The 21878-nt window shown below is 65.2% G+C and carries 19 protein-coding genes; 13 read left to right on the top strand and 6 right to left on the bottom strand.

The window, feature by feature from the left end; all coding sequences use genetic code 11:
- Positions 1 to 138 precede the first annotated feature (138 nt).
- Positions 139 to 1968 (top strand): malto-oligosyltrehalose trehalohydrolase, encoded by a 1830-nt coding sequence (gene treZ / locus AC3WLX_RS05680; RefSeq protein ID WP_492335032.1) that lies wholly within the window; start codon positions 139 to 141, stop codon positions 1966 to 1968.
- A 224-nt stretch (positions 1969 to 2192) separates the two neighbouring features.
- Here treZ and AC3WLX_RS05675 read toward each other — a convergent pair whose 3' ends face one another.
- Complete coding sequence (locus tag AC3WLX_RS05675; protein WP_492335031.1) at positions 2193 to 3260, bottom strand: acyltransferase family protein; 1068 nt, start codon at positions 3258 to 3260, stop codon at positions 2193 to 2195.
- Between the two features lie 183 nt (positions 3261 to 3443).
- Here AC3WLX_RS05675 and AC3WLX_RS05670 point away from each other — a divergent pair, with 183 nt between their 5' ends.
- The gene (locus AC3WLX_RS05670; RefSeq protein ID WP_492335030.1) at positions 3444 to 3824 is read left to right on the top strand and encodes a DUF3459 domain-containing protein; all 381 of its coding nucleotides are present in this window, start codon (positions 3444 to 3446) and stop codon (positions 3822 to 3824) included.
- Here AC3WLX_RS05670 and AC3WLX_RS05665 read toward each other — a convergent pair.
- Together AC3WLX_RS05665 and AC3WLX_RS05660 are read right to left on the bottom strand one after the other, a co-directional pair.
- Positions 3758 to 5176, bottom strand: coding sequence for a cytosine permease (locus tag AC3WLX_RS05665; RefSeq protein WP_492335029.1), 1419 nt, complete (start codon positions 5174 to 5176; stop codon positions 3758 to 3760). The genes AC3WLX_RS05670 and AC3WLX_RS05665 overlap by 67 nt on opposite strands.
- A gap of 264 nt (positions 5177 to 5440) precedes the next feature.
- On the bottom strand, positions 5441 to 5935 hold the full coding sequence (locus tag AC3WLX_RS05660) for a MarR family winged helix-turn-helix transcriptional regulator (protein WP_492335028.1): 495 nt from the start codon (positions 5933 to 5935) through the stop codon (positions 5441 to 5443).
- Between the two features lie 190 nt (positions 5936 to 6125).
- Here AC3WLX_RS05660 and AC3WLX_RS05655 point away from each other — a divergent pair, with 190 nt between their 5' ends.
- From AC3WLX_RS05655 to AC3WLX_RS05610, 10 genes are all read left to right on the top strand, one after another.
- Entirely contained in the window at positions 6126 to 7403 is a 1278-nt protein-coding gene (locus tag AC3WLX_RS05655; protein ID WP_492335027.1) for an amidohydrolase/deacetylase family metallohydrolase, read from the top strand.
- A gap of 9 nt (positions 7404 to 7412) precedes the next feature.
- On the top strand, positions 7413 to 9806 hold the full coding sequence (locus AC3WLX_RS05650; protein WP_492335026.1) for a xanthine dehydrogenase family protein molybdopterin-binding subunit: 2394 nt from the start codon (positions 7413 to 7415) through the stop codon (positions 9804 to 9806).
- A complete protein-coding gene (locus AC3WLX_RS05645) occupies positions 9803 to 10639 on the top strand; it encodes an FAD binding domain-containing protein (protein ID WP_492335025.1) in 837 nt (278 codons plus the stop codon). The genes AC3WLX_RS05650 and AC3WLX_RS05645 overlap by 4 nt, the downstream gene beginning before the upstream one ends.
- The gene (locus AC3WLX_RS05640) at positions 10636 to 11823 is read left to right on the top strand and encodes a xanthine dehydrogenase family Fe-S subunit (protein WP_492335024.1); all 1188 of its coding nucleotides are present in this window, start codon (positions 10636 to 10638) and stop codon (positions 11821 to 11823) included. Before AC3WLX_RS05645 ends, AC3WLX_RS05640 begins: the two co-directional genes overlap by 4 nt.
- Positions 11824 to 11900: 77 nt before the next feature.
- Positions 11901 to 13055 (top strand): ABC transporter substrate-binding protein, encoded by a 1155-nt coding sequence (locus AC3WLX_RS05635; RefSeq protein ID WP_492335023.1) that lies wholly within the window; start codon positions 11901 to 11903, stop codon positions 13053 to 13055.
- A 281-nt stretch (positions 13056 to 13336) separates the two neighbouring features.
- Positions 13337 to 14209: a branched-chain amino acid ABC transporter permease gene (locus AC3WLX_RS05630; protein ID WP_239622730.1), complete on the top strand. Its 873-nt coding sequence runs from the start codon at positions 13337 to 13339 to the stop codon at positions 14207 to 14209.
- Positions 14206 to 15246, top strand: a complete 1041-nt coding sequence (locus AC3WLX_RS05625) for a branched-chain amino acid ABC transporter permease (RefSeq protein WP_492335022.1) — start codon at positions 14206 to 14208, stop codon at positions 15244 to 15246. The genes AC3WLX_RS05630 and AC3WLX_RS05625 overlap by 4 nt, the downstream gene beginning before the upstream one ends.
- Positions 15246 to 16028 (top strand): ABC transporter ATP-binding protein, encoded by a 783-nt coding sequence (locus tag AC3WLX_RS05620; protein ID WP_492335021.1) that lies wholly within the window; start codon positions 15246 to 15248, stop codon positions 16026 to 16028. Before AC3WLX_RS05625 ends, AC3WLX_RS05620 begins: the two co-directional genes overlap by 1 nt.
- Entirely contained in the window at positions 16021 to 16725 is a 705-nt protein-coding gene (locus AC3WLX_RS05615; RefSeq protein WP_492335020.1) for an ABC transporter ATP-binding protein, read from the top strand. Before AC3WLX_RS05620 ends, AC3WLX_RS05615 begins: the two co-directional genes overlap by 8 nt.
- Positions 16718 to 17053 (top strand): Rieske (2Fe-2S) protein, encoded by a 336-nt coding sequence (locus AC3WLX_RS05610; protein ID WP_492335019.1) that lies wholly within the window; start codon positions 16718 to 16720, stop codon positions 17051 to 17053. Before AC3WLX_RS05615 ends, AC3WLX_RS05610 begins: the two co-directional genes overlap by 8 nt.
- Positions 17054 to 17185: 132 nt before the next feature.
- Here the strand turns inward: AC3WLX_RS05610 and AC3WLX_RS05605 are convergent, their stop codons facing one another.
- The gene (locus AC3WLX_RS05605) at positions 17186 to 18046 is read right to left on the bottom strand and encodes an alpha/beta hydrolase (RefSeq protein ID WP_492335018.1); all 861 of its coding nucleotides are present in this window, start codon (positions 18044 to 18046) and stop codon (positions 17186 to 17188) included.
- A gap of 198 nt (positions 18047 to 18244) precedes the next feature.
- Here AC3WLX_RS05605 and hydA point away from each other — a divergent pair, with 198 nt between their 5' ends.
- A complete protein-coding gene (gene hydA, locus AC3WLX_RS05600; protein ID WP_492335017.1) occupies positions 18245 to 19654 on the top strand; it encodes a dihydropyrimidinase in 1410 nt (469 codons plus the stop codon).
- Between the two features lie 11 nt (positions 19655 to 19665).
- Here the strand turns inward: hydA and AC3WLX_RS05595 are convergent, their stop codons facing one another.
- Both AC3WLX_RS05595 and AC3WLX_RS05590 read right to left on the bottom strand, forming a co-directional pair.
- The gene (locus AC3WLX_RS05595) at positions 19666 to 20292 is read right to left on the bottom strand and encodes an FMN-dependent NADH-azoreductase (RefSeq protein WP_492335016.1); all 627 of its coding nucleotides are present in this window, start codon (positions 20290 to 20292) and stop codon (positions 19666 to 19668) included.
- A 3-nt stretch (positions 20293 to 20295) separates the two neighbouring features.
- Positions 20296 to 21870, bottom strand: a complete 1575-nt coding sequence (locus AC3WLX_RS05590) for an isochorismatase family protein (RefSeq protein WP_492335015.1) — start codon at positions 21868 to 21870, stop codon at positions 20296 to 20298.
- Between the last annotated feature and the right edge of the window lie 8 nt (positions 21871 to 21878).

Here is a 21878-nt window from a genome sequence, read left to right as displayed (position 1 = left end):
CCCCGTAAGGAACGAATGCTGCGACGGCAGCTTTCTCGTCCGAGACATGATGAAGCGAGGCGTAACCTAGCTCGGTAGCGACGCGCCCGGCTGAAGCATGTCCAATTCCGAGCATGCGGGCGCGAAAGGGGAATAACCTTGATTCAAAGACTGGGAACGGCCGAGCAGAGCCGACGCCACGGCCCTCAGATCGTCGATCATGGGGTCTCGTTCAATCTGTGGGCGCCCACGGCTCGATCGGTCGAGCTGCTCGAAGTTGGTCAGCCGCCGCGCAGGATGCCGCGCGATGATGAGGGTTGGTATCAACTGCTCAGCGAGACCGCGCGCGCCGGCACGCGCTATCAGTTCAGGATCAACGAGGACCTCGTCGTTCCCGATCCTGCCTCGTTTTTCCAGCCGGACGACGTCGGCGGCCCGAGCGAGGTGATCGATACCGCGGCCTTGAGGGACCCGGTGCTGTATCCCGGCCGTCCCTGGGCGGAAGCCGTCATCTACGAGCTGCATGTCGGCACCTTCAGCGAGGAGGGGACCTATGCCGGCGTCGAGAAGAAGTTGGCCTATCTTCGCGATCTCGGTATCACCGCCATCGAACTGATGCCGCTCAACGACGTCCCCGGCCGGCACAATTGGGGCTATGACGGCGTGCTCCTGAGCGCGCCGAACGCCCGCTACGGCCGCCCTGAAGATCTCAAGCGGCTGCTGCGCGCGGCACATGCGCTCGACATCATGGTCTATCTCGACGTCGTCTATAATCATTTCGGCCCGCAACTGAACTATCTGCATCTCTATGCGGAAAACTTCTTCAACCCGCGCCACCCCACCGGCTGGGGACCTGCCGTCAATCTCGAAGGGCCCGATGGCGCATTCGTGCGCGAGTTTCTGATCGAGAATGCCCTGATGTGGCTGCGCGACTATGGCTTCGACGGGCTGCGCTTCGATGCGGTCCATGCGCTGAAGGACGATTCCGAGCGTCATTTCCTGGTTGAGCTCGCCGAGACCGTGCGTAGCCAGCTCGGCGGCCGGCGCGTTCATCTGATGCTGGAGAACGAGGCCAATCAGGCGCACCTGCTCACGCGTTCACAGAGCCGGGCGAAGTACTACGACGCGCAATGGGGCGACGATTTCCACAACGCGCTTCATGTCCTGCTCACGGGCGAGGACGAAGGCTATTATCGCGCCTTCGCCGACAAGCCGCTTGAACATCTGGCGCGGTCGCTGACCGAAGGCTTTGCCTATCAGGGCGAGGTATTTCCCCTGCACGAGGCGCCGCGCGGCGAGCCGAGCGCGCATCTGCCTCCGGAAGCGACGGTCTTCTTCGCCCAGAACCACGACCAGGTCGGCAACCGCGCGTTCGGGGAACGGCTGTCCCGGCTGGTCAGTCCCGACAAGCTGGAGCTGGCGCTCGCCCTGGTGCTGCTGAGCCCGCATATTCCGATGCTGTTCATGGGTGAGGAAGCGGCAGCGGAGACGCCTTTCCTGTTCTTCGCGGACTGGACCGGCGAAGCTGCCGAATTGACGCGGGAAGGCCGGCGCAGGGAGTTTTCGCACTTCAAGGCGTTCGCGACCCCCGAAACGCGGGCCAGGATACCGGACCCTTGCGACGAAACGACATTTCTGGCCTCCAAGCTGGACTGGACGAGCATCGACCGATCCCCTGCGGGCGCAAGGTTTCGAGCGCTGACGGCGCAGCTCTTGACGATCCGGCGCGAGAAGATCGTGCCCTTGATCAAGAGTGGGTTCGTTTCGGCGCAGCGACAATTGCTCGGTGCGGATCCGCGCATGGGCGGGGTGGACGTGCTCTGGCAGACGGAGAGCGGCGACGTTCTCCAGATCGTCGCCAACTTCGCCGGCCACGAACTTCCGATGCCCGCGCTGGTCGATGGCGAAAGCCTGTGGCGATTGCGCCCTCATGTCGCCGGAGGACTTGCGTCCGGCGACATGATCGTGAGGCTTGGCCAGAAGGGCTGAGGCAGGTGGTGGCCGCTGTCGCTGCACTCGCTGGTAGCACTACGATGACAATCTGCGCATCAGAAGCTAAAGCGCGGCAGCAAGCCTAGTGGTTTGAGTTGGCCAACGAAGAACATTGAACCCACGATCGGAGACGATGGTAAACAGCACATCCGATCGCTGGTATCCCCACAGGCTAAGGCGCGCTCGGCCACAGGTGAGGCCCCACCTCGCCAACGAGGGTCTCAAGCTGCTGACGGGGACAGCCTGAGCTTTACGCTCTCCCATCGCGGCAAGACGCGGTTGAGGTAGGGGTCGGCAAAGTAGGCCAGGGGGACGAGCAGTATCGCCATTGCCAAAAGGCCTAGGATACTGTCCGTGAGGTTGGACTGGATCAGTAGCGGGTAGTGCAGGACATAAATCCCGTAGGAGATTGCCGAAACGGCTTTGGCCGGTTTTGACAGTTGCGATGCGAAGGATGCGACCAGCCTCCCGATCGGGCTGAAACCAACCAAAACAACGAGCAATGCAACGGTGAAGTGGCGAAACTCCAAGAACGGATGCACGCCGGGGCCGAAGAAGCCCTCGATCACAACGCCGAGCGCCGACGCACCCGTCAAGAGCGCCAAGGACGCCAGGGCAAGAGGTATTCCGACAAAGCTTCTTGCGCCTTCCATGTAGGCCTCTGCAGCCATCGCGCCGCACCACCAGACGAGGAAATATGAGGCGATGAGGCTGAAATGGTTCGGGGAATACAGGAAACTGACATAGGCCAGAGTGCATACGATCCCAACTGCGGCGGTCACTGCTGTCCTTCCGCGCTTCCATGCAGTCAGGACCGAGGGGAACACCAGATAGAAGGCCATCTCGTAGGAGAGGGACCAAAGGGGGTCATTGCCAAGATAGGGATCAACCAACACGCCCGGCTTCAATGCAGAGATGTCTTGAAGATTCAGTAGAGTAAGGCCTAGGTCTCGCAGGCTGAAATTTTGGGCTAATGTGCCATTCGTCCAAAACACCGCCGTCGATATCAGCAAGGCGACGAGCAAAGGCGGGTATATGCGGCGGAAGCGGCGATAGTAGTATCCGAAGCCTGTGGTTGCCCGATCCTTCTCATTGGCGAATATAACGAAGCCGCTGATCAGGAAGAACAGGATGACGGCTTCTTGGCCGAACCGGAACGGGATGCCGGTCAAGCCCGCGGCCCAGCCTCGCGCCGCGGCGACGTGATGAACTACGACGTATATTGCTGCAACGGCGCGAGCGCAGTCGAGTAAAGCGATAGCCCTGTCGCTCAATGCTACCTTTGCCACCTTTAAAGCCCCGAATTGATGCCAAGGACGCCAGCAAGTTTGGCCATTGGAGCAATATTACCTGGGAGTGAAGCTAATGCGACGCACAGACCAACTCTAACGCCCACCTCACCAACATCGTGAAGGGCCTCCAAGCTGGACTGGGCCAGCATCGACCGATCCCCTGCGGGCGCGAGGTTTCGAGTGCTGACGGCGCAGCTCTTGACGATCCGGCGCGAGAAGATCGTGCCCTTGATCAAGAGTGGGTTCGTCTCGGCGCACCGACAGTTGCTCGGTGCGGATCCGCGCATGGGCGGGGTGGACGTGCGTTGGCAGACCGAGAGCGGCGATGTTCTCCAGATCGTCGCCAACTTCGCCGGCTACGAACTCCCGATGCCAGCGCTGGTCGATGGCGAAAGCCTGTGGCGATTGCGCCCTGATGTCGCCGGAGGACTTGCGTCCGGCGACATGATCGTGAGGCTTGGCCGCAATCGGTTACGCGGCACGAGGTCCGCGGGTCAGCCGCCGGCGCGGCTCGCGACGGCCGGCGTGGGCGAGGTCGCGAACTTGCCGAGCCCGAGATAGACCAGGCCCGCCACACCGATCCCGAACAGCCAGCTGAGGTCGGCGCCGCCGAGCAGATTGATCGAGATCGGTCCCTGCAACGCGCCGACGAGACCGTCCTGCACCAGCCATCCGGCGACGAGCCCGGCGAAGAACGCGATCATGCCGGCCCAGTTGATGTCGCCATAGGCGCTGCTCTCCGGCGAGCGATAGAGCTCGGCCACCTCGATCTTGCCCTTGCGCTTGATGAAGAAGTCGGCGAGCACCACGCCGGCCCACGGGCTCATCCACAACAGCAGGCTGATCATCCAATGGTCGAACGCCTTCGCGAAGGACGGCGCGAAGATGAAGTAGAGGGTGACCAGATAGCCGGCGACGCCGACGATGACGGTGAGCCAAAATCGCGAGAACTTCAGCCCCGCGCTCAGCGCCGCCAGCGTCGCCGAATAGACGTTGAGGATGTTGGTCGCGATCGGGCCATGCAGCACCATCAGGAGCACGAGGATGCTGACCGGCCCCCCGAACACCGCGCTGACCATCTTGGCGGGGTCGGTGTCCAGCGTCGTCGAGGCGATGGTCGCGCCGAGAATGCCGAGCCACACCGTCGGCACGAACATGCCGACATAGCTGTACCAAAACACGGCCTTCGACGACGTGGAGCGCGGCACGAAGCGCGAATAGTCGGAGGCCCAGGTGACCCAGGAAATCCCCCAGCCGACGCCGATTGCGGTCATCAGCATCGTCAGCATCGCAAGATGCGCGCCGGGCGGCAGGGAAGTGGTCAGGCTCCAGTTGACGACGCCGGGCCGCGTCCAGGCCAGCACGCTCATCAGCACCATGATGGCGATGGTCGGCGGCACCGTGTATTTCTCGAAGGTGCGGATCGCGTAGAAGCCGTAGATCCCGATCAGCACCTGCACCGCCATCACCAGCGTGATGACGATCATCTCGACCAGCCAGGTGTCGGGAATCCCGAACTGGCCAAGGATGCCCATCGAGACCTTGACCGGGAAATAGGTGTTCACGCCGATCCAGCCCAGCGTCATCAGGAACATCAGGATGCTCGGCAGGTAGGCGCCGCGCACGCCGAATGCGGACCGGCTCAGCACCATCTGGTTGACGCCGGTCTTGTGTCCCATCACCGTGAAGGTCGCGAAGATCGCGCAGCCCACGATGTTGCCGAGCACGATGACCGCGATCGTCTCCATCAGGCCGAGCTTGAGGATGATGCCGAGCGCGCCGAGCGCCCAGTTCACCGGCGCGATGTTGGCGCCGGCCCAGATCCACATCTGCTGCGGACCGCTGGAGTCCCGGTCCGCGTCGGGAATTGGCTCGATGCTGTGAAGATCAGCGCGAAGTTCGGAATCCGTCATGACTTCCCCCAATACGAAGCACGCTTCGCATCATCGCAGCATAAATCGTGCCATGGGTTGCGGAGCGGCCGGACGCGCGGGGTCGCTGCCGGAGGTTACGCGTGCCGTGCTAGATGCTGTTGCGTTTTCAAGCGCTGGCCGATCTTGCCCGTGCGTACGCGTCGACATGCCTGCAGTGCTGGCGAGGGTCTGGCGGTGTTGCTCGGCCGGGCAGCGGTACGATGATAAATTGAGCAGCCCAACTCAAAAGCGCAGCACTTGCCTCTAGTCGAATACGGCAGCGGCGCTGTCGCGACTGGGATTGCCGGCGACGATGCGCTGCATCATCTCGATGAAGAGCGCCTGTTCCCGCGGGCTCAAATCGCCGAGCGTCGCACGGTGCGCCCGTCGTGCCGCACCCTCGATTTTAACCAGGAGCGCGGCTCCGGCCGGCGTCAACCGGCATAGCCGCGCGCGCCGATCATCCTTGTTCACCGCACGCTCGACCAGATTTCGGGCGGCGAGACGCTTCAACGCGCCCGTCGTCGTGGTGCGATCGAGCGCGATATCGGCCGCCAAACTGGTCTGATCGGCGGTTTCACGCACCGCCAGCGCCGACAGCAGGCTGTATTGCAGCGGCGTGACCTCGAACTCGCCGCAGGCTTCCTGGAACAGCGCGACGTGGATCTGGTGCAGCCGGCGGATCAGATAGCCGGGCCGTTCGGACAACGGCCAGGGGCGGTGCCTCGTCCCGCCGCGACGTGTCTTCGCCTGCCGCAATGCACGCTCTCCCAACCCAGGACACTCCGTCGCGCTTAGCTCGATTCGAGCGCGCCCGCCACAGCAGGATGGTGGCACGATGCTTGCTTTTGCCAAAATGCGAAGCATGCTTCGTAATGTCAAGATACGAAGCATGCTTCGTAATTCGAGGGAGCGAAGCCGTGACCCTCGCAAGAATGAGGAGAGCGCCATGTCCGTCACTGCCAGCTTCGACCTTCTGCTGCGAGGCGGTCGCGTGATCTGTCCAGCCTCCGGCGTCGATGGCCTCAAGGACGTCGCTATCCGCAATGGCAAGATCGCGGCGGTCGCGTCCGACATTCTGCCGACCAGCGCGAAGGAGGTCGTCGATGTCAGCGGCAAGCTGGTGCTGCCGGGCCTGATCGACACCCATGCCCACGTCTATCAATATGTCTCCGGCCGTTTCGGCATGAATCCCGACATGGTTGGCGTGCAGTCGGGCGTGACGACGCTGGTGGATCAGGGCGGTCCGTCCTGCATGACGCTGCCCGGCTTCCGCCATTTCATCGCGGAGCCCGCGGCCTCGCGCGTCTACGCATTTATCTCCGCCTATCTCGTCGGCGGCCTCGAGGGACACTTCTATCCGCAGCTCTACAGCCCCGACGGCGTCGACATCGACGCGACCGTCAAGGCGGCGACGGCCAATCCTGACATCGTGCGCGGCATCAAGGCCCATGCCGAGATCGGCGGCTTCGCGCGCTGGGGCATCCGCGTCATCGAGATGGCGGCGGAGATCGGCAAGCGCGCCGATCTGCCGGTCTATGTGCATTTCGGCCAGCTCTGGGGCCTGCCCGAGAGCGGCGCCAATGGCGAGGATGCCGACACCATCCTCACCCGCGTCATCCCTCTGCTGCGCGAGGGCGACATCCTGGCCCATCCGTTCACGCGCCATCCCGGCGGCTTCGTCAACCGCAAGGGCGAGGTGCATCCGGTGATCCAGGCAGCGCTCGACCGCGGCCTGAAGGTCGATGTCGGCCACGGCAGCCATTTCTCCTACCGGCTCGCGAAGAAGGCGATCGCCGCCGGAATCGTTCCGACCACGCTCGGCGCCGACATTCACGGCTACAACACCCATGTGCCCGCGCCGGCGGGAACGCCGGACCAGCACGAGGACGAGGAGAACCATCCGTTCGCAGGCCAGGCCAAGTTCAGCCTGGTCCAGGCGATGAGCTCGATGATGGCGCTCGGCCTGACGCTGGAGCAGGTGGTGCCGATGGTCACCTCCAATCCCGCCAAAATGCTGGACCGCAGCGCCGAGATCGGCGCGCTCAAGGTCGGCATGGATGCCGACGTCTCCGTGCTCTCGGAGCAGACCGGCCGTTTCGTCCTCACGGACAATGAGAAGAACGAGGTGATCGCCGAGCGCCTGCTGCAGCCGGCCTTCTGCCTGCGCGCCGGCACGCGCTTCGAGGCAGTGGCGCCGATCCTGCCGCAAGCCGTCGCGGCATAGGGCCGGGCGTTGAAGGAGAACGCGGGCGTGCGCAACGAGCGGGAATTTCCGCACGGAAAGTCGGGGCAGGGCGTCGGCGCACGTCTGCCGCGCAAGGAGGACGATCGCCTGATGCGCGGCCGCGGCCAGTATGTCGGCGACGTCAGGCTCGCCGGCCTTCAGGACGTTGCCTTCGTGCGCAGCCCGCTGGCGCATGCACGCATCCGTGCCATCCACGTGCCTGAACGGCATCGCGGCAGTGTGTTCACGGCGGCCGATCTCGTCGGCATCAAGCCCATCCGCGCGGTATCGGGACTGCCGGGCTTCAAGATTTCGGAGCAGCCGGTGCTCGCCATCGGCAAGGTGCGCCAGGTCGGCGAGCTCGTTGCGATGTGCCTTGCCCCGACGCGGGCCGAAGCGGAGGACATCGCGGCGTCCGTGACATTGGATCTCGAAGAGCTGCCCGCGGTCTACGACATGCTCAAAGCGCGCGAGCCGGGCTCTGCGCTGGTGCACGAGCATTGGGGCGACAACGTCTTCCTCGAAACCAATTACGAGGTCGATATCTCCGCCGCGCTCGACGCCCCGATCAAGGTGACGCGCGAGATCTCGACCGCGCGGCAGTGCATGTCGCCGCTCGAAGGCCGCGGCGTGGTCGCGACGTTCGATCCGCGGCTCGACCAGCTCACGCTGCATTCGGCGGCGCAGATGCCGCACATCACGCGCAGCGGCCTTGCCGAATGCCTCGGCATGGAGGAGGGCCAGATCCGCGTCATCTCGCCCGACGTCGGTGGCGGCTTCGGCCACAAGGGCATCCTGCTGCCCGAAGAGGTCTGCCTGTCCTGGCTGACGATGCAGCGCGGCCACCCGGTGCGCTGGCTCGAAGACCGCCGCGAGCATCTCGTCGCCAGCTCCAATTGCCGCGAGCACCATTACAGGATCACGGTCTATGCCGACCGCGACGGCACTTTGCGCGGCATCGACTGCGAAGCGACCGTGGATTCCGGCGCCTACTCGTCCTATCCGTTCTCGGCCTGCCTCGAAGCGGCTCAGGTCGCGAGCATCCTGCCGGGTCCCTACAAGATGCCGGCCTATCGTTGCCGCACCTTCTCGGTCGCCACCAACAAGTGCCCGATCCTGCCCTATCGCGGCGTCGCGCGCACCGGCGTCTGCTTTGCGCTGGAATTGATGCTCGATCTCGTCGCGGCCGAAGCCGGGCTTGAGCCCGGCGAGGTGCGGCTGCGCAATCTGGTGCGCCCCGAGCAGATGCCGTTCGATAACATCACCCGGAAGCATTTCGACAGCGGCGACTACCCCGAGGCGATGCGCCGCGCGCTGGCGCAGATCGATATCGATGCCGTTCGCGCGCGACAGCGCAAGGGCGAGGCCGACGGCCGCCGCATCGGCGTCGGCGTCTCCATCTATTGCGAACAGGCCGCGCACGGCACCTCAGTCTATTCGGGTTGGGGCATTCCGATGGTGCCGGGCCACGAGCAGGCCTCGGCCCGCCTGACACCCGACGGTGGCCTCGAACTGCGCGTCGGCGTGCATTCGCACGGGCAGGGCATGGAGACCACGCTCGCCCAGGTCGCGCATGAAATCCTGGGCATCGACGTCGCGAAGATCCGCATCATCCTCGGCGACACCGCGATGACGCCCTATTCGACCGGCACCTGGGGCTCGCGCTCGATGGTGATGGCGGGCGGCGCGGTCGCGACCACCTGCCGCGAGCTTGCCGAGCGCGCGAGGCGCATCGGCGCCAAGCTGTTGCAGCACGATGCGGCTTCCGTGGTATTGCAGAATGGCGAGGTCCGCGGCGTCAACGGCAGCGTCACCCTGAAGGCGATCGCCCACACCTGGTACCGCCGTCCGCAGGATCTGCCTGTAGACGTCGATCCCGGCGGGCTCGAGGTGACGCAAGGCTACAAGCCGGTGCGCGACAGCGGCACCTTCAGCTACGCCGCGCATGCGGCGGTGGTCGCGGTCGATCCTGACATCGGCGAGGTCGAGATTCTCGACTACGTGATCGTCGAGGACGGTGGCGTGCTGGTCAATCCGCTCGTGGTCGACGGCCAGATCTATGGCGGCCTGGCGCAAGGCATCGGCACCGCGCTCTACGAGGAGATGCCGTTCGACGCCTCCGGCCAGCCGCTGGCGACGACGCTCGCGGACTACCTGCTGCCCGGGCCGACCGAGGTTCCCGCCGCGCGCCTGGATCACATGGAGACGCCGTCGCCTTACACAGAGTTCGGCGTCAAGGGCATCGGCGAGGGCGGGGCGATCGCGCCGCCCGCCGCGATCGCCAACGCCGTCAACGACGCGCTGCGGCCGCTCGGCGTCCAGCTGATGCAATCGCCGATCACGCCGCATCGCATCGTCGCGGCCGTGCTGGCTGCGCGTCGAGCCGAAAGGAGCGCCGCATGAAGCCTGCGCCCTTTGCTTATGAACGCCCGCGCGATCTCACCGCGGCCCTGTCGATGCTGGCCGCAAGCAATGGATCGGCGAAAATCATTGCCGGCGGACAGTCCCTCGGCCCCATGCTCAATCTGCGGCTGGTGCAGCCGGAGCTGATCGTCGACATCTCCGGTCTTGCCGAGCTCAAGCGCGCGGAGGTCTCGGGGGACGAACTCGTGCTGGGCGCCCTCGTCACCCATGCCGATATCGAGGACGGCCGCACCGCCGACGTCACCCGCGGCGCGATGCGCGGCGTCGCTGCCAACATCGCCTATCGCGCCGTGCGCAACCGTGGCACCATCGGCGGCTCGCTCAGCCATGCCGATCCCGCCGCGGACTGGATTTCGGCGCTCGCGGCCCTCGGCGCGCGGGTGACGTTGCGCAGTCTCGCCGGTGCGCGGACTTTGGTGGTCGAGACGTTCGTCGTCGGCGCTCTGGAATCCGCGTTGCACGACGGCGAGATCGTCGAGGCGGTCCGCGTGCCGACGCGCTCGGCCTCGTCGCATTGGGGCTATGTCAAGAGCTGCCGCAAGACGGGCGAATTCGCGCATGCCATCGGCGCGGTGCTGATTGATCCCACCGCCGCTTCGGCGCGCATCGTCATCGGCGCGATCGATACGGCCCCCATCGTCATTACCGACGCCGCCGAGCTGTTCGGCGGCCGCATCGCAGCCGACTACAAGCAGCGTTTCGATCTCCGCGTCGCCGATGCTCTCCTGGCCAAAGCCGGCATCGACGATGCCGCGCAGCGCCACATCCATGTCAACGTCTTGAAGCGCGCCGTCCAGGAGGCTGCGGCATGACCACGATCGCGCTTCAGGTCAATCGCCGCGCCGTGGAGCTGGCCGCCGAGCCGCGCACCAGCCTCGCCGATTTCGTCCGCGACAAGCTCGACCTCACCGGGACCCATCTCGGTTGCGAGCACGGCGTCTGCGGCGCCTGCACCGTGCTGCTCGACGGCGTACCGGCGCGCTCCTGCATCACCTATGCGGCGGCCTGCGAGGGCGCCGACGTCACCACGATCGAAGGCCTCGACGAGGACGAGGTCACGGCCGAGCTGCGCGCTGCCTTCACCCGCGAGCACGCGCTGCAATGCGGCTATTGCACGCCGGGCATGCTGGTCTCCGCGCGGGACCTCGTGCTGCGCCTTCCCGACGCCGACGAGCGCAGCATTCGCGTCGGCATGAGCGGCAATCTGTGCCGCTGCACCGGCTATGTCGGCATCGTGCGCGCGGTGCAGTCCGTGATCGAGGCAAGGCGCGCGCGCAGCATCGCGCCGCTGGCCGGTGCCGGCAGGACTGGTCTCGGCCCCGTCGGATCGGGACGCGCCGCGCCCGGTCGCAGCGAGCCGCGGCCCGGGCAACAAGCGCTGGCTCCGGCTTCGGAAAACATCGCAACCGGCAGCATCCCCGACTTCACCCCGGCGACCGTGCTCGACCAGCGCTTCACGTTGCCGCATCCGCCGGCAAAGGTGTTCGCGATGTTCGACGATATCGCCGCCGTTGCGTCTTGCCTCCCAGGCGTCTCGCTGACATCGGCGCCGACGCCGGAGCGCGTGCAGGGGGCGATCCGCGTCAAGCTCGGCCCAATCGCAGCAAGCTTCGAAGGCGCCGCGCGCGTCGAGCGCGATCCCGCCACACTGTCCGGACGCATCGTCGGCATCGGTACCGACCCGCGCAGCCGCTCGGCGACGCAAGGCGAGATCCGTTACCGCCTGCTTCCGCTCGAGGGCGGCGCCGCGACGTCCGTCGAACTGTCGATCGGCTACACGCTCACGGGAATGCTGGCCCAGGTCGGTCGTCCCGGCCTGGTGCGCGATCTCGCCAAACGCCTGGTCGCGGACTTCGCCGCCAATCTCGATCGCCGGATGTCCGGCCTGACGGCCGGGCCTGGAACGTCGGCGGAACTGAGCTTCTGGTCGATTGCGTCGGACGTGTTGCGCACACGGATCGCCCGCATCTTTGGCCGCCGGAGCGGGGCGGGGTGAGGGTGTGCTCACACACCGGAAGTGACGAAGCCTGGACTGACTTAAGACATCAACAGCGTTGGATTTGGAGAGACAACATGACACGAGCACTCGGATTGGTTCGAACACTCGCGCTGGCGACGACCTTGATCGGCGGCACGGCCGGCGCGCAGACCATCAAGATCGGCGTCAACGAGCCGCTCACCGGCGCGTTTGCAGCGTCAGGCACTTACGTCGTCAACGGCGCCAAGATCGCCGCCGACGAGATCAACGCCAAGGGCGGTATTCTCGGCAAGAAGATCGAGCTGGTGATCGAAGACAACAAGAGCAACCCGACCGAAGCGGCTGCTGTCGCCGAGAAGCTCATCACCAGCGACAAGGTGCCGGTCCTGATGGGCGCCTGGGGCTCGAGCCTGACGCTCGCGGTGATGCCGAAGCTGATGGAATACGAGACGCCGATGGTGGTGGAGACTTCGTCCTCGGGCAAGATCACGACGACGGGCAATCCCTTCATCTTCCGCATCTCGCCGCCCTCCGCGATCGAGGCCGCGGCCTTCAAGGGCATCGTCGACAAGCTCGCGCTGAAGAAGGTCGATTTCCTCGTCATCAACAACGACTGGGGTCGCGGCACCGCCGAGGACTTCAGCAAGATGATGAAGGAAAAGGGCATCACCATCGGCCTCGTCGAGACCATGGACCAGGGCGCGCAAGACATGAGCGCGCAGCTCTCCAAGATCAAGAGCTCGGATTCCGAGACGGTCATCGTTACTACCGCCGTGGATCAGCTCACCCTGATCTTCAAGCAGGCGGCGGCGCTGGGCCTGAAGAAGCGCATCATCACCACCGGCGGCTCGCAGAACCCGGACCAGATCATCGCCCAAGCGGGAGCTGCCGCCAACGGCACCATGCACCTGACCACGTTCCTGCCCTGGTTCCCGGACAAGACGCCGAATCCGGAAGCCACCAACTATTTCATCGCGGAATGGAAGAAGCGCGGCTTCGACTTCGCCGGCTGCACCGAGAGCTTCCGTGGTTATGACGGCATCCGCACCGTGGCGGCGGCGATCGAGAAAGCTGGAAAGGCCGAACCCGCGGCGATCAAGGCGGCGTTCTGGGACATCAAGGTGAAGGGGCTCAACGGCGACATCGTGTTCCGCAAGTCCGGTCCCGAGGGCAAGGAAAGCGGACAGAGCCAGCCGAACGTCTATCTGATCGAGATCGCCGACGGCAAGATCGAGATGAAGACGCTCTAAAGCGCGATGAGATTAGGTTCGATGCAGCAACGAAGGAGGTGCGCTCCCTCGCCCGCTTGCGGGAGAGGGTCGGGGAGAGGGTGTCTCCGCGCTGGGATTCCCCAAGAGAATAGAACCCTCACCCGGCGCTCCGCGCCGACCTCTCCCGCAAGCGGGAGAGGTTGCACCGAGCCTGTGGCAATTGATCCGACCTAAAGCCATTCCGCTTTAGCATCAGTCAATCTCGGGGAGGGCTGCACATTGCGTGCCCTCACCGTCATCCGCAACATCCAGGAACAGCCTTGAGCGAATTCCTCCAGCATCTGATCAACATGCTCGTGCTCGGCGGCACCTATGCGCTGCTGGGCATCGGGCTGACCTTGATCTTCGGCATCATGAATGTCGTGAACTTCACGCATGGCGTGCTCTACACGTTCGGCGCCTACATCATGTTCATCGTGGTGCAGCAGCTCGGGCTGAATTTCTTTCTCGCATTGCCCGTGGCCGTGCTGGCCGGATGGCTGCTGGGTGCGGCGATCGAATTGACTTTGCTGCGACCACTGCGCGGCTCCGACATTGACACCACCATGCTGGTGATGATCGGCGCCTGGATCGCGATGCAGTCGGGCACGCTGTGGATCTGGGGCGGCGTCGCCAAATCGGTGACGACGCCGTTTCCCGAAGCGCCGCTGGTGCTCGGACCGGTGTCGGTGTCCTGGCTGCGGCTGTTCGTGCTCGCCGCGGCGGCGCTTCTGATCCTGGTGACATATCTTCTGATCAACAAGACCAGCCTGGGACGCGCGATGCGCGCGACGTTCCAGGATCACGACACGGCCTCGCTGATGGGGGTCAACGTCGACATGATCTACACCTCGACCTTCGCGATCGGATCGAGCCTTGCGGCCGCGGCGGGCGCGCTGCTCGGGCCGGTCTACGTCATCTTCCCGCAGATGGGAGACCTCGCCGCGGTCAAGGCCTTCGCCATCGTCATCCTCGGCGGCCTCGGCAACATCACCGGCGCCGTGATCGGCGGCTTCATCCTCGCCCTGGCCGAAGAGCTGGGCGCCGGCTACGTCTCGTCGGGCTACCGCGACGCCATGGGCTTTGTCATCATCATCGCCGTTTTGATCTTCCGGCCGACCGGCCTTTTCGCGCGCGCGGAGCGCGTCGGATGAAGGCGATCACCACCATTCTTGCTGTCGCAGCTCTCGCCTCGGTGCCGCTCTGGCTGCGCGATCCCTATCTGCTCAACGCCCTGATCACGACCGGCATCTTCGTCATCGGCGCGATGAGTCTCAATCTGTTGCTCGGTTTCACCGGCCAGCTCAGCCTCGGCCACATCGCCTTCTTCGGCATCGGCGCCTATGTCAGCGCGCTGACCTCGCTCGGATTCGACGTCGGCCTGCCCGGAGGCTTTCGGCTGGTTCACACGCCCTGGCCGCCGATCATAGGCTTCGTGCTGGCGATCCTGATTGCAGGATTGTGCGGCTATTTCGTCGGCCTGTTGTCGTTCCGGGTCCGCGGCGCCTATTTCGTCATCGTGACGATCTCCTTTGCCGAGGTGGTCCGGTTGGTGGCGCTGAACTGGGTCGAGCTGACACAGGGCCCGCTGGCGTTGACCAACATCCCCTCCATCGCGTTGCCCTTGCCGGGCATCGGCGAATTGACGCTGCGCACCAAGCTGCAGAACTACTATCTCGTGCTGGTCGTCGCGCTCATCGCCTATCTCCTGATCGCGCGGCTCGTTCATTCCCATTTCGGCCGCTCCATGCGTGGCCTGATGGAGAACGAGACACTGGCCGTCTCCGTCGGCATCGACGTGACCAGGACCTTGACGATTGCCGCGGTGATCTCGGCCGCGATCGCCGGCGCGGCGGGCAGCCTCTATGCCCACTATATCCGGATCATCGACCCCGAAGTGTTCGCCTTCATCAACACCGTCACCATGGTGATCATGGTCATCACCGGCGGCAAGGGCTCCCTCGCCGGGCCCGTCGTCGGCGGACTCATCTTCGGGCTGCTGCCGGTTGCGCTCCGTCCGGTGATGGCGCCGGAAGCGCAATGGATCGCCTATGGCGGCGTGCTGATCGCCATCCTCTTCGTGCTGCCGCGCGGCATCGTGCCGTCGCTGGCGCTCCGTTTGGCTGGCCGGCGGCGCCGGTCGCCTGCGCCGGCGGCCCTCACGGAGACTGCTGCCAAGGAGCCGGCGTGATGACGGCGCGCAGCATTGCCATGACCATCGACCAGGTCGCCGTCCGCTTCGGCGGGCTGGTTGCGATCTCCGACATGAGTTTCACCGTGGGCGAGGGCGAGATCGTCAGCCTGATCGGACCGAACGGTGCCGGCAAGACCACCGCCTTCAACGTCATGACCGGCTTCCTGACGCCGAGCGCCGGCCGCGTGACCTATCGCGACACGGCGCTCGCCGGTTTGAAACCGCACGAGATTGCCGATCTAGGCCTGATCCGCACCTTCCAGCGAACCAGCGTTTTCCCCAACGACACCGTCTACGACAATCTGCTGATCGGCTTGCATCGACAGGGCCGGGTGCGGCTGCTCGATGCCATCCTCGGCCTGCCGGGCGCGCGTGCCTCGGAGCGCAAGCTGCGGCAGCGGGCCACCGAACTGCTCGAATGGGTCGGGCTGGAGCGGCGCGCGCATGATGCCGCTGGTTCTCTGTCCTACGGCGAGCAGCGCCTCGTCGGTGTCGCGCTGGCGCTTGCCGCGGAGCCGTCGATGCTGTTGCTGGACGAGCCGGTCTCCGGCATGAACGCCTCGGAGACCCATCGCTTTGTCGAATTGATCCGCAGCATCCGCGACCGCGGCATCACCATCCTCCTGGTCGAGCACGACATGCCCATGGTGATGACGGTCTCCGACCGCATCGTCGTGCTCAACTATGGCCGCATCATCGCGGAAGGGACGCCAGACGTCATCCGAAACGATCCTGCGGTCATCGAAGCCTATCTCGGACATGGAGCGGGACATGCTTGAGATCCGCGAGATGGTGTGTGGTTACGGTGGGGTCACCGCGTTGCGCGGCATCTCGCTGGACGTGAAGGCCGGCCAGCTGGTCGCGCTGATCGGTGCCAACGGCGCTGGCAAAAGCACGACGTTGCGCGCCATCTCCGGGCTGGTGCCCCCGCGCTCCGGCCAGATGCGGTTCGAGGGCATCGACATCACCGGCGCAAAGCCGCCGCGCGTGCTGGCCAGTGGCATTGCGCATTGCCCGGAAGGGCGGCGCGTGTTCCCGCATATGAGCGTCGAGGAAAATCTCGACATGGGGGCCTACCTCCGTCGCGGTTCGGGCGAGATCGCGGCCGACCGCGACCGCATCTACACGGAATTCCCGCGGCTTGCCGAGCGGCGCCGGCAGGCCGCCGGCACGCTGTCCGGTGGTGAGCAGCAGATGCTCGCGATCGGGCGCGCGCTGATGTCGCGGCCGCGGCTGATCATGTTCGACGAGCCGTCGCTCGGGCTCGCTCCCAACATCGTCGAGCGCACCTTTGCGATCATCCGGGCGATCCGCGATTCCGGCACCACGGTGCTGCTGGTCGAGCAGAACGCGTTCGCCGCACTCGAAATGTGCGATCATGCTTATCTGCTCGAGAACGGACGCATCGTGCTGTCCGGCGCCGGCAGCGAGTTGATCGCGAACCAGCATGTGCGCAAGGCCTATCTCGGTGGATGACGAGGCCGTCCGTTCCACCTGGACCCTGGTCTGCGATCTCGACCGGCTGAAGACGGAGACGATGGTTCGCGTCCGTGTCGGAGGTCTCGACATGCTCGTGATCTGGAACGAAGGCGAGGTCGTCGCATGCGATCGCGCCTGTCCGCACGAACAGGCGGATCTCGGTCTCGGGCAGGTGAGGGCAGGGCGGCTGTACTGCCCACGGCACGCGGCCTCGTTCGATCTGTGCGATGGAACGATCAGTTCGGGATGGCCGAGCTCGCCGCTACGGTTCTATCCGGCGCGCGTCACGGCCGAGGGAGTCTCGATCGAGGTGAAGCAGCGATGAGGCGGGCGATGATGGCATCATGCCCCTGTTTTGCCCGACGAGTCAAAACGCAAGGCGTCAATCTGGTCTTCGAGAATTTGCCTTTTGGGACCAATGGCATCTCTACTGTGCATAGGGTTGTTTTCGAGGTTTCTAGTCCAGCAGTCGCCGAGCGGCGTCGACGAGAATGCCGTCCGGCCGGCGCAGCGCTTCGAGAATGGTGAAATGGTCGGCGCCTTCGACCGGGATGAGCTTGCCGGGCGCTCCGGCCGCCGCGCGCTTGTGGTGGAGATTGATGGAATCGCACACGAGGGCCGGCAGCTCATTGCTGCCATAGGCGATGTCGAGCCGCTTCGGCGTCACCGGCAGGCGCAGCGGCGACAGCGTGGCGATCTCGGCATCCGTCAGCTTCAGCGCGTCGTTGAGCCCGATATCGCGGATCGGCGCGAGATCGTAGACGCCCGAGAGCGCGAGCCCCGCGTGGACACGCGGATGATCCAGCGCCATCGCGACGAGATGGGCGCCGGCGGACCAGCCGGACAGCACGACCGGCCCGGCGACGCCATAGGACGGGCCATGAGCGGCGAGCCAGTCGAGCGCGCGCGGGATCTCGGCAACAATCTCGGTGAACGACACCTCCGGCGCCAGCGAATAGCCGGGAATTGCAACCGACCAGCCATGGGCGGCGACGCCTTCGACCAGCATGGCGAACAGCTCGCGCGAATTGCGCTGCCAATAGCCGCCATGCAGGAACACCAGGCAGGGCGCATCGGGAGTCGTGGCCGGATAGAGGTCGATCTTGTTGTTGGCCCGCTCGCCATAGGGCAGGTCGAGACGGGACTTCAGTGCGCCCCGCATCCGCGCCGAAGCCTCGTTGCGCTCGGCGATCAGCGCCGGGCTGTTCTTGACGGCCGCGTTGTTGTCATAGGCCGCGCTGCGCTCCGCCGGCGACAGTTCGGACCACTTGTCGCGGGGATCGAGCGGCCGGACAGGCGAGCGAACATCGTCAACCATGAAACTCTCCATTGCGGCCCTGGGGCGGGCCTTTTCGATTGGATCGCCTATTCCGCACGCGGATGCAATCCGGTTTGTTTCACGCGATGCATCGGGCATGCCAGCATCCTGCCAGGTCTCGCCGGCGGCATCACGGCTCTTGCGGAGGGTCGCCGCATATTCCAAACAATGCCGGCTATCAAGTGACGGAGATGAAACGTGACCCAGCTCGATCTCGCCATTCGCGGCGGCACCATCGTGACGGCCAGCGACGAGTTCCGCGCCGATATCGGTATTCGCGACGGCCGCATCGTCAGCATCGCCGATCGCATCGAGGGCGCGGCCCGCGAGATCGATGCGACGGGCCTGCTGGCGCTGCCGGGCGGCATCGACAGCCACGTCCACATCTCGCAGCCCTCGGGCCCCGACGTGGTGATGGCCGACGACTTCGCCTCGGCGACGCGCGCGGCGGCGGCCGGCGGCAATACCATGGTTCTGCCTTTCGCGTTGCAGGAGAAGGGCACCTCGCTGCGCACCTGTGTCGAGAATTATCGCAAGCTCGCCGAAGGCGAGTGCTACGTCGACACGGCGTTTCATCTCATCATCTCCGATCCGACCGCGGTCGTGCTCGGGCAGGAGCTGCCCGCCCTGGTCAAGGACGGCTACACCTCGTTCAAGGTGTTCATGACCTATGACGACCTCGTGCTTAGCGACAAGCAGCTGCTCGAGGTGTTCGAGGTCGCGCGCCGCGAGGAGGCGCTGGTCATGGTCCATTGCGAGGGCTACGACGCCATCCGCTTCCTCACCAGCAAGCTGGAGCGCGAGGGCCATATCGCGCCCTATTATCACGGCACCTCGCGGCCCCAGGCGGTCGAGCGCGAGGCGACGCACCGGGCCATCAGCCATGCCGAGGTGATCGGCGTTCCCATCATGATTGTGCACGTCTCCGGACGCGAGGCGATGGAGCAGGTGCGCTGGGCCCAGCAGCGTGGCCTGCCCGTTCATGCCGAGACCTGCCCGCAATACATCACGCTGACGGCCGACGACATGAAGGGCCTCAACATGGACATCACGGGGGCGAAGTATGTCTGCTCGCCGCCGCCGCGCGATGTTGAGAGCCAGCAGGCGATCTGGGAGGGCATCACGTCAGGCGTATTCCAGACCTTCTCGTCCGATCACTGCCCGTTCCGCTACGACGACCCCAAGGGCAAGCTGACGCCGAACGCCCGCACCTCGTTCCGCTGGGTGCCGAACGGCATTCCCGGCGTCGAGACCCGGCTCCCGATCCTGTTCTCGGAAGGTGTCTCGAAGGGCCGCATCACCTTGCAGAAGTTCGTCGAGCTGACCGCGACCAACCACGCACGGATCTATGGTCTCTATCCGCGCAAGGGCTCGATCGGCGTCGGCTTCGATGCCGACATCGTGCTCTGGGATCCCGAATTGAAGAAGCCGATCCGGCAGGCCGACCTGCATCACGGCGCGGACTACACGCCCTGGGAAGGCTTCGAAGTCACGGGATGGCCGGTGACGACGATCGCCAGGGGAGAGGTGGTCTTCAGCCAAGGCCGAATCGTCGGCACCAAGGGTGCGGGCCAGGTACTGAGCCGGGGCAAGTCGAGCCTGATCTGATCCTTCGCGCTTCAGAAGGTCGCTGCCATTGCAGCGAGGCGTTGATGGGCTCGTTCGCGGGCGGTATCGATCGGCGCCTGCGGTCCGGTGGTTGGACCGATCGGCACGAAACGGACATTGCTGATCCCGATGAAGCGCAGGATTTCGCGCAAGTAGGGCGTAGCCATGTCGATGCGGCCGCGGTTCATGCCGGTGGCGAAATCGCTGCCGCTGGCGATGATGACCAGCGTCGGCCGGTCGGTCAGCAGCGGCAGATATCCTTCCGAGGGATCGAACCGGAAGGTGAGCCCGGGCTGGACGATGATGTCGAACCATTGCTTGAGCTTGTAGGGAAGGCCGAAGTTCCACATCGGGGTCGAGATCAGCACCCGATCGGCGAGCGAGAAGCGCAGCGCCATTCGCTCGGCCTCGGCGAAGCTGTCGCGCTGCGCATCGGTGAAGGCCTGAGCCTTCATGCGTGCGTATTTGGCCTCGACGATGGGGCCGGTGAACTCCGGCATCCGCTCACGCCAGATGTCCACGACATCGACGTCCCAATCCGGCCGAGCCTGGCGGAAGCCGTCAAGAAAGACCCGCGCGCCGGCAGTCGACTCGGACTCGGCGCGCGGCGAGCAGGCTAGGTGCAGCAGCTTTGCCACAGCTCATCCCAGCGCTCTGATGACGGTGTCGGCCCTGGTCACCACCGCAACGTTCTGCATGGCAAAATTGATTGAGGCATTGTGCCAGTCGGCGTTCATGGTCGAGCAGCAATCCTCCGGCACGATCATGAAATAGCCCTTGTCGGCGCCGGTCCGCGCGGTGTGCTCGACCGACATGTTGGTCCAGGCGCCGGTGTTGATGATCATGTCGCGCCCGGTGGCCTTCAGGATCGTTTCCAGCCGCGTACCCTCCCAGGCGCTCATCCGCATCTTCTCGACGACGAAATCGCCGGGCCGCGGTTCGAGGCCTGAGACCGGGGCTGCGCCCCAGCTGCCGCGCACCATCGCCTTGCTGTCGACGAGCCCCTCGAACAACGGCGCATTCAGCGTCACCCCGGGCGCGCCGGGCTCGACCACGAACCAGACGTGGATGATGGCGACGCCGCGCGCGCGTGCGGCCTCCGCAAGACGGCGCACATTCTCCACGACACGCTGTTGCTTGGCATGACCGGGTGCGCCGGACTCGGCGAAAGCGCCGCCATCCATGATCACGTCGTTCTGGAGATCCTGGATGATCATGGCGCAGCGCTGTGGATCGAGCCGCATCTCGCCCTCGGTCAGAATGGGCGCGGCTGGCGATGAGCTCGGGCTTGCGACGCCACCGGCGCGCCGGCCGCTCATATACGGCTCATGCCGCGGACCGGCCTTGGTCGGGATCGCATAGACCGAATGCGTCGCGGTCAGGTAGAGCGTGCGGAAATCCGGCCCGCCCCAGGCGAGGTTGGCGACCAGCTCCGGCGCGCGAACCTTGCCCAGCAGCTCGCCGCGCGGCGAATAGACCCAGACGCCGCCGGGGGCGGTGACCCAGACATTGCCGTGCTGATCGCACTTCATGCCGTCGGGCAGGCCGCCTTCGAGTTCGGACTTGATGCCACTCGCAAACACCCGTGCATTGGCCAGCGAACCATCGCCGGTGACGTCGAAGACGCGGATCAGGGCCTGCACGGTGTCGTTGACATAAAGCAGCTTCTCGTCCGGCGAGAAGCACAGCCCGTTCGGCTGGTCGAACAAATTGCGTTCGACCACGAGCTTCGGCTCGCCGCCCGGCACCACGCGGTAGACGCCCTGGAAGCCGAGCTGGCGCGGCCGCTCGACACCATAGACCGGCATGCGGCCATACCAGGGATCGGAGAAATAGATCGCGCCGGATGAGTGCACGCAGACGTCGTTGGGGCTGTTGAGCTCCTGGCCCTGGAAGTGCGAGGCCAGCACCTCGCGCCGCCCGTCCGGCCGCTCGCGCACCAGCGACGACGTCGCATGCTCGCAGACGATCAGATTGAGCTCGGCGTCATACGTCATGCCGTTGCATTTGCTCGACGGGCGCTTGACGTCGACGACGCCGCGCCGCGCATCCCAGCGCCGGCGCACGTCGGCCGGCATGTCCGAGAACAGCAGATAGTGATCGACCGGATGCCAGATCGGCCCCTCCGTGAAGTCGAAGCCGGTGCCGACCTGTGCCACCGGCGCATAAGGGTCGATCAGGGTCTCGAACTCGCTTCGCAACGTCACATGCGTCATGGGTCGAT

The organism is Bradyrhizobium sp. FW305-F6 (genome assembly GCF_058782905.1).
This window is presented reverse-complemented; position numbering and strand designations above follow the sequence as displayed.

Coding starts and splice junctions, on each gene's coding strand:
- AC3WLX_RS05665 (WP_492335029.1), bottom strand. CDS start 5,176: ATGACGGATTCCGAACTTCGCGCTGATCTTCACAGCATCGAGCCAATT.
- AC3WLX_RS05655 (WP_492335027.1), top strand. CDS start 6,126: ATGTCCGTCACTGCCAGCTTCGACCTTCTGCTGCGAGGCGGTCGCGTG.
- AC3WLX_RS05645 (WP_492335025.1), top strand. CDS start 9,803: ATGAAGCCTGCGCCCTTTGCTTATGAACGCCCGCGCGATCTCACCGCG.
- AC3WLX_RS05640 (WP_492335024.1), top strand. CDS start 10,636: ATGACCACGATCGCGCTTCAGGTCAATCGCCGCGCCGTGGAGCTGGCC.
- AC3WLX_RS05635 (WP_492335023.1), top strand. CDS start 11,901: ATGACACGAGCACTCGGATTGGTTCGAACACTCGCGCTGGCGACGACC.
- AC3WLX_RS05625 (WP_492335022.1), top strand. CDS start 14,206: ATGAAGGCGATCACCACCATTCTTGCTGTCGCAGCTCTCGCCTCGGTG.
- AC3WLX_RS05620 (WP_492335021.1), top strand. CDS start 15,246: ATGACGGCGCGCAGCATTGCCATGACCATCGACCAGGTCGCCGTCCGC.
- AC3WLX_RS05615 (WP_492335020.1), top strand. CDS start 16,021: ATGCTTGAGATCCGCGAGATGGTGTGTGGTTACGGTGGGGTCACCGCG.
- AC3WLX_RS05605 (WP_492335018.1), bottom strand. CDS start 18,046: ATGGTTGACGATGTTCGCTCGCCTGTCCGGCCGCTCGATCCCCGCGAC.
- AC3WLX_RS05590 (WP_492335015.1), bottom strand. CDS start 21,870: ATGACGCATGTGACGTTGCGAAGCGAGTTCGAGACCCTGATCGACCCT.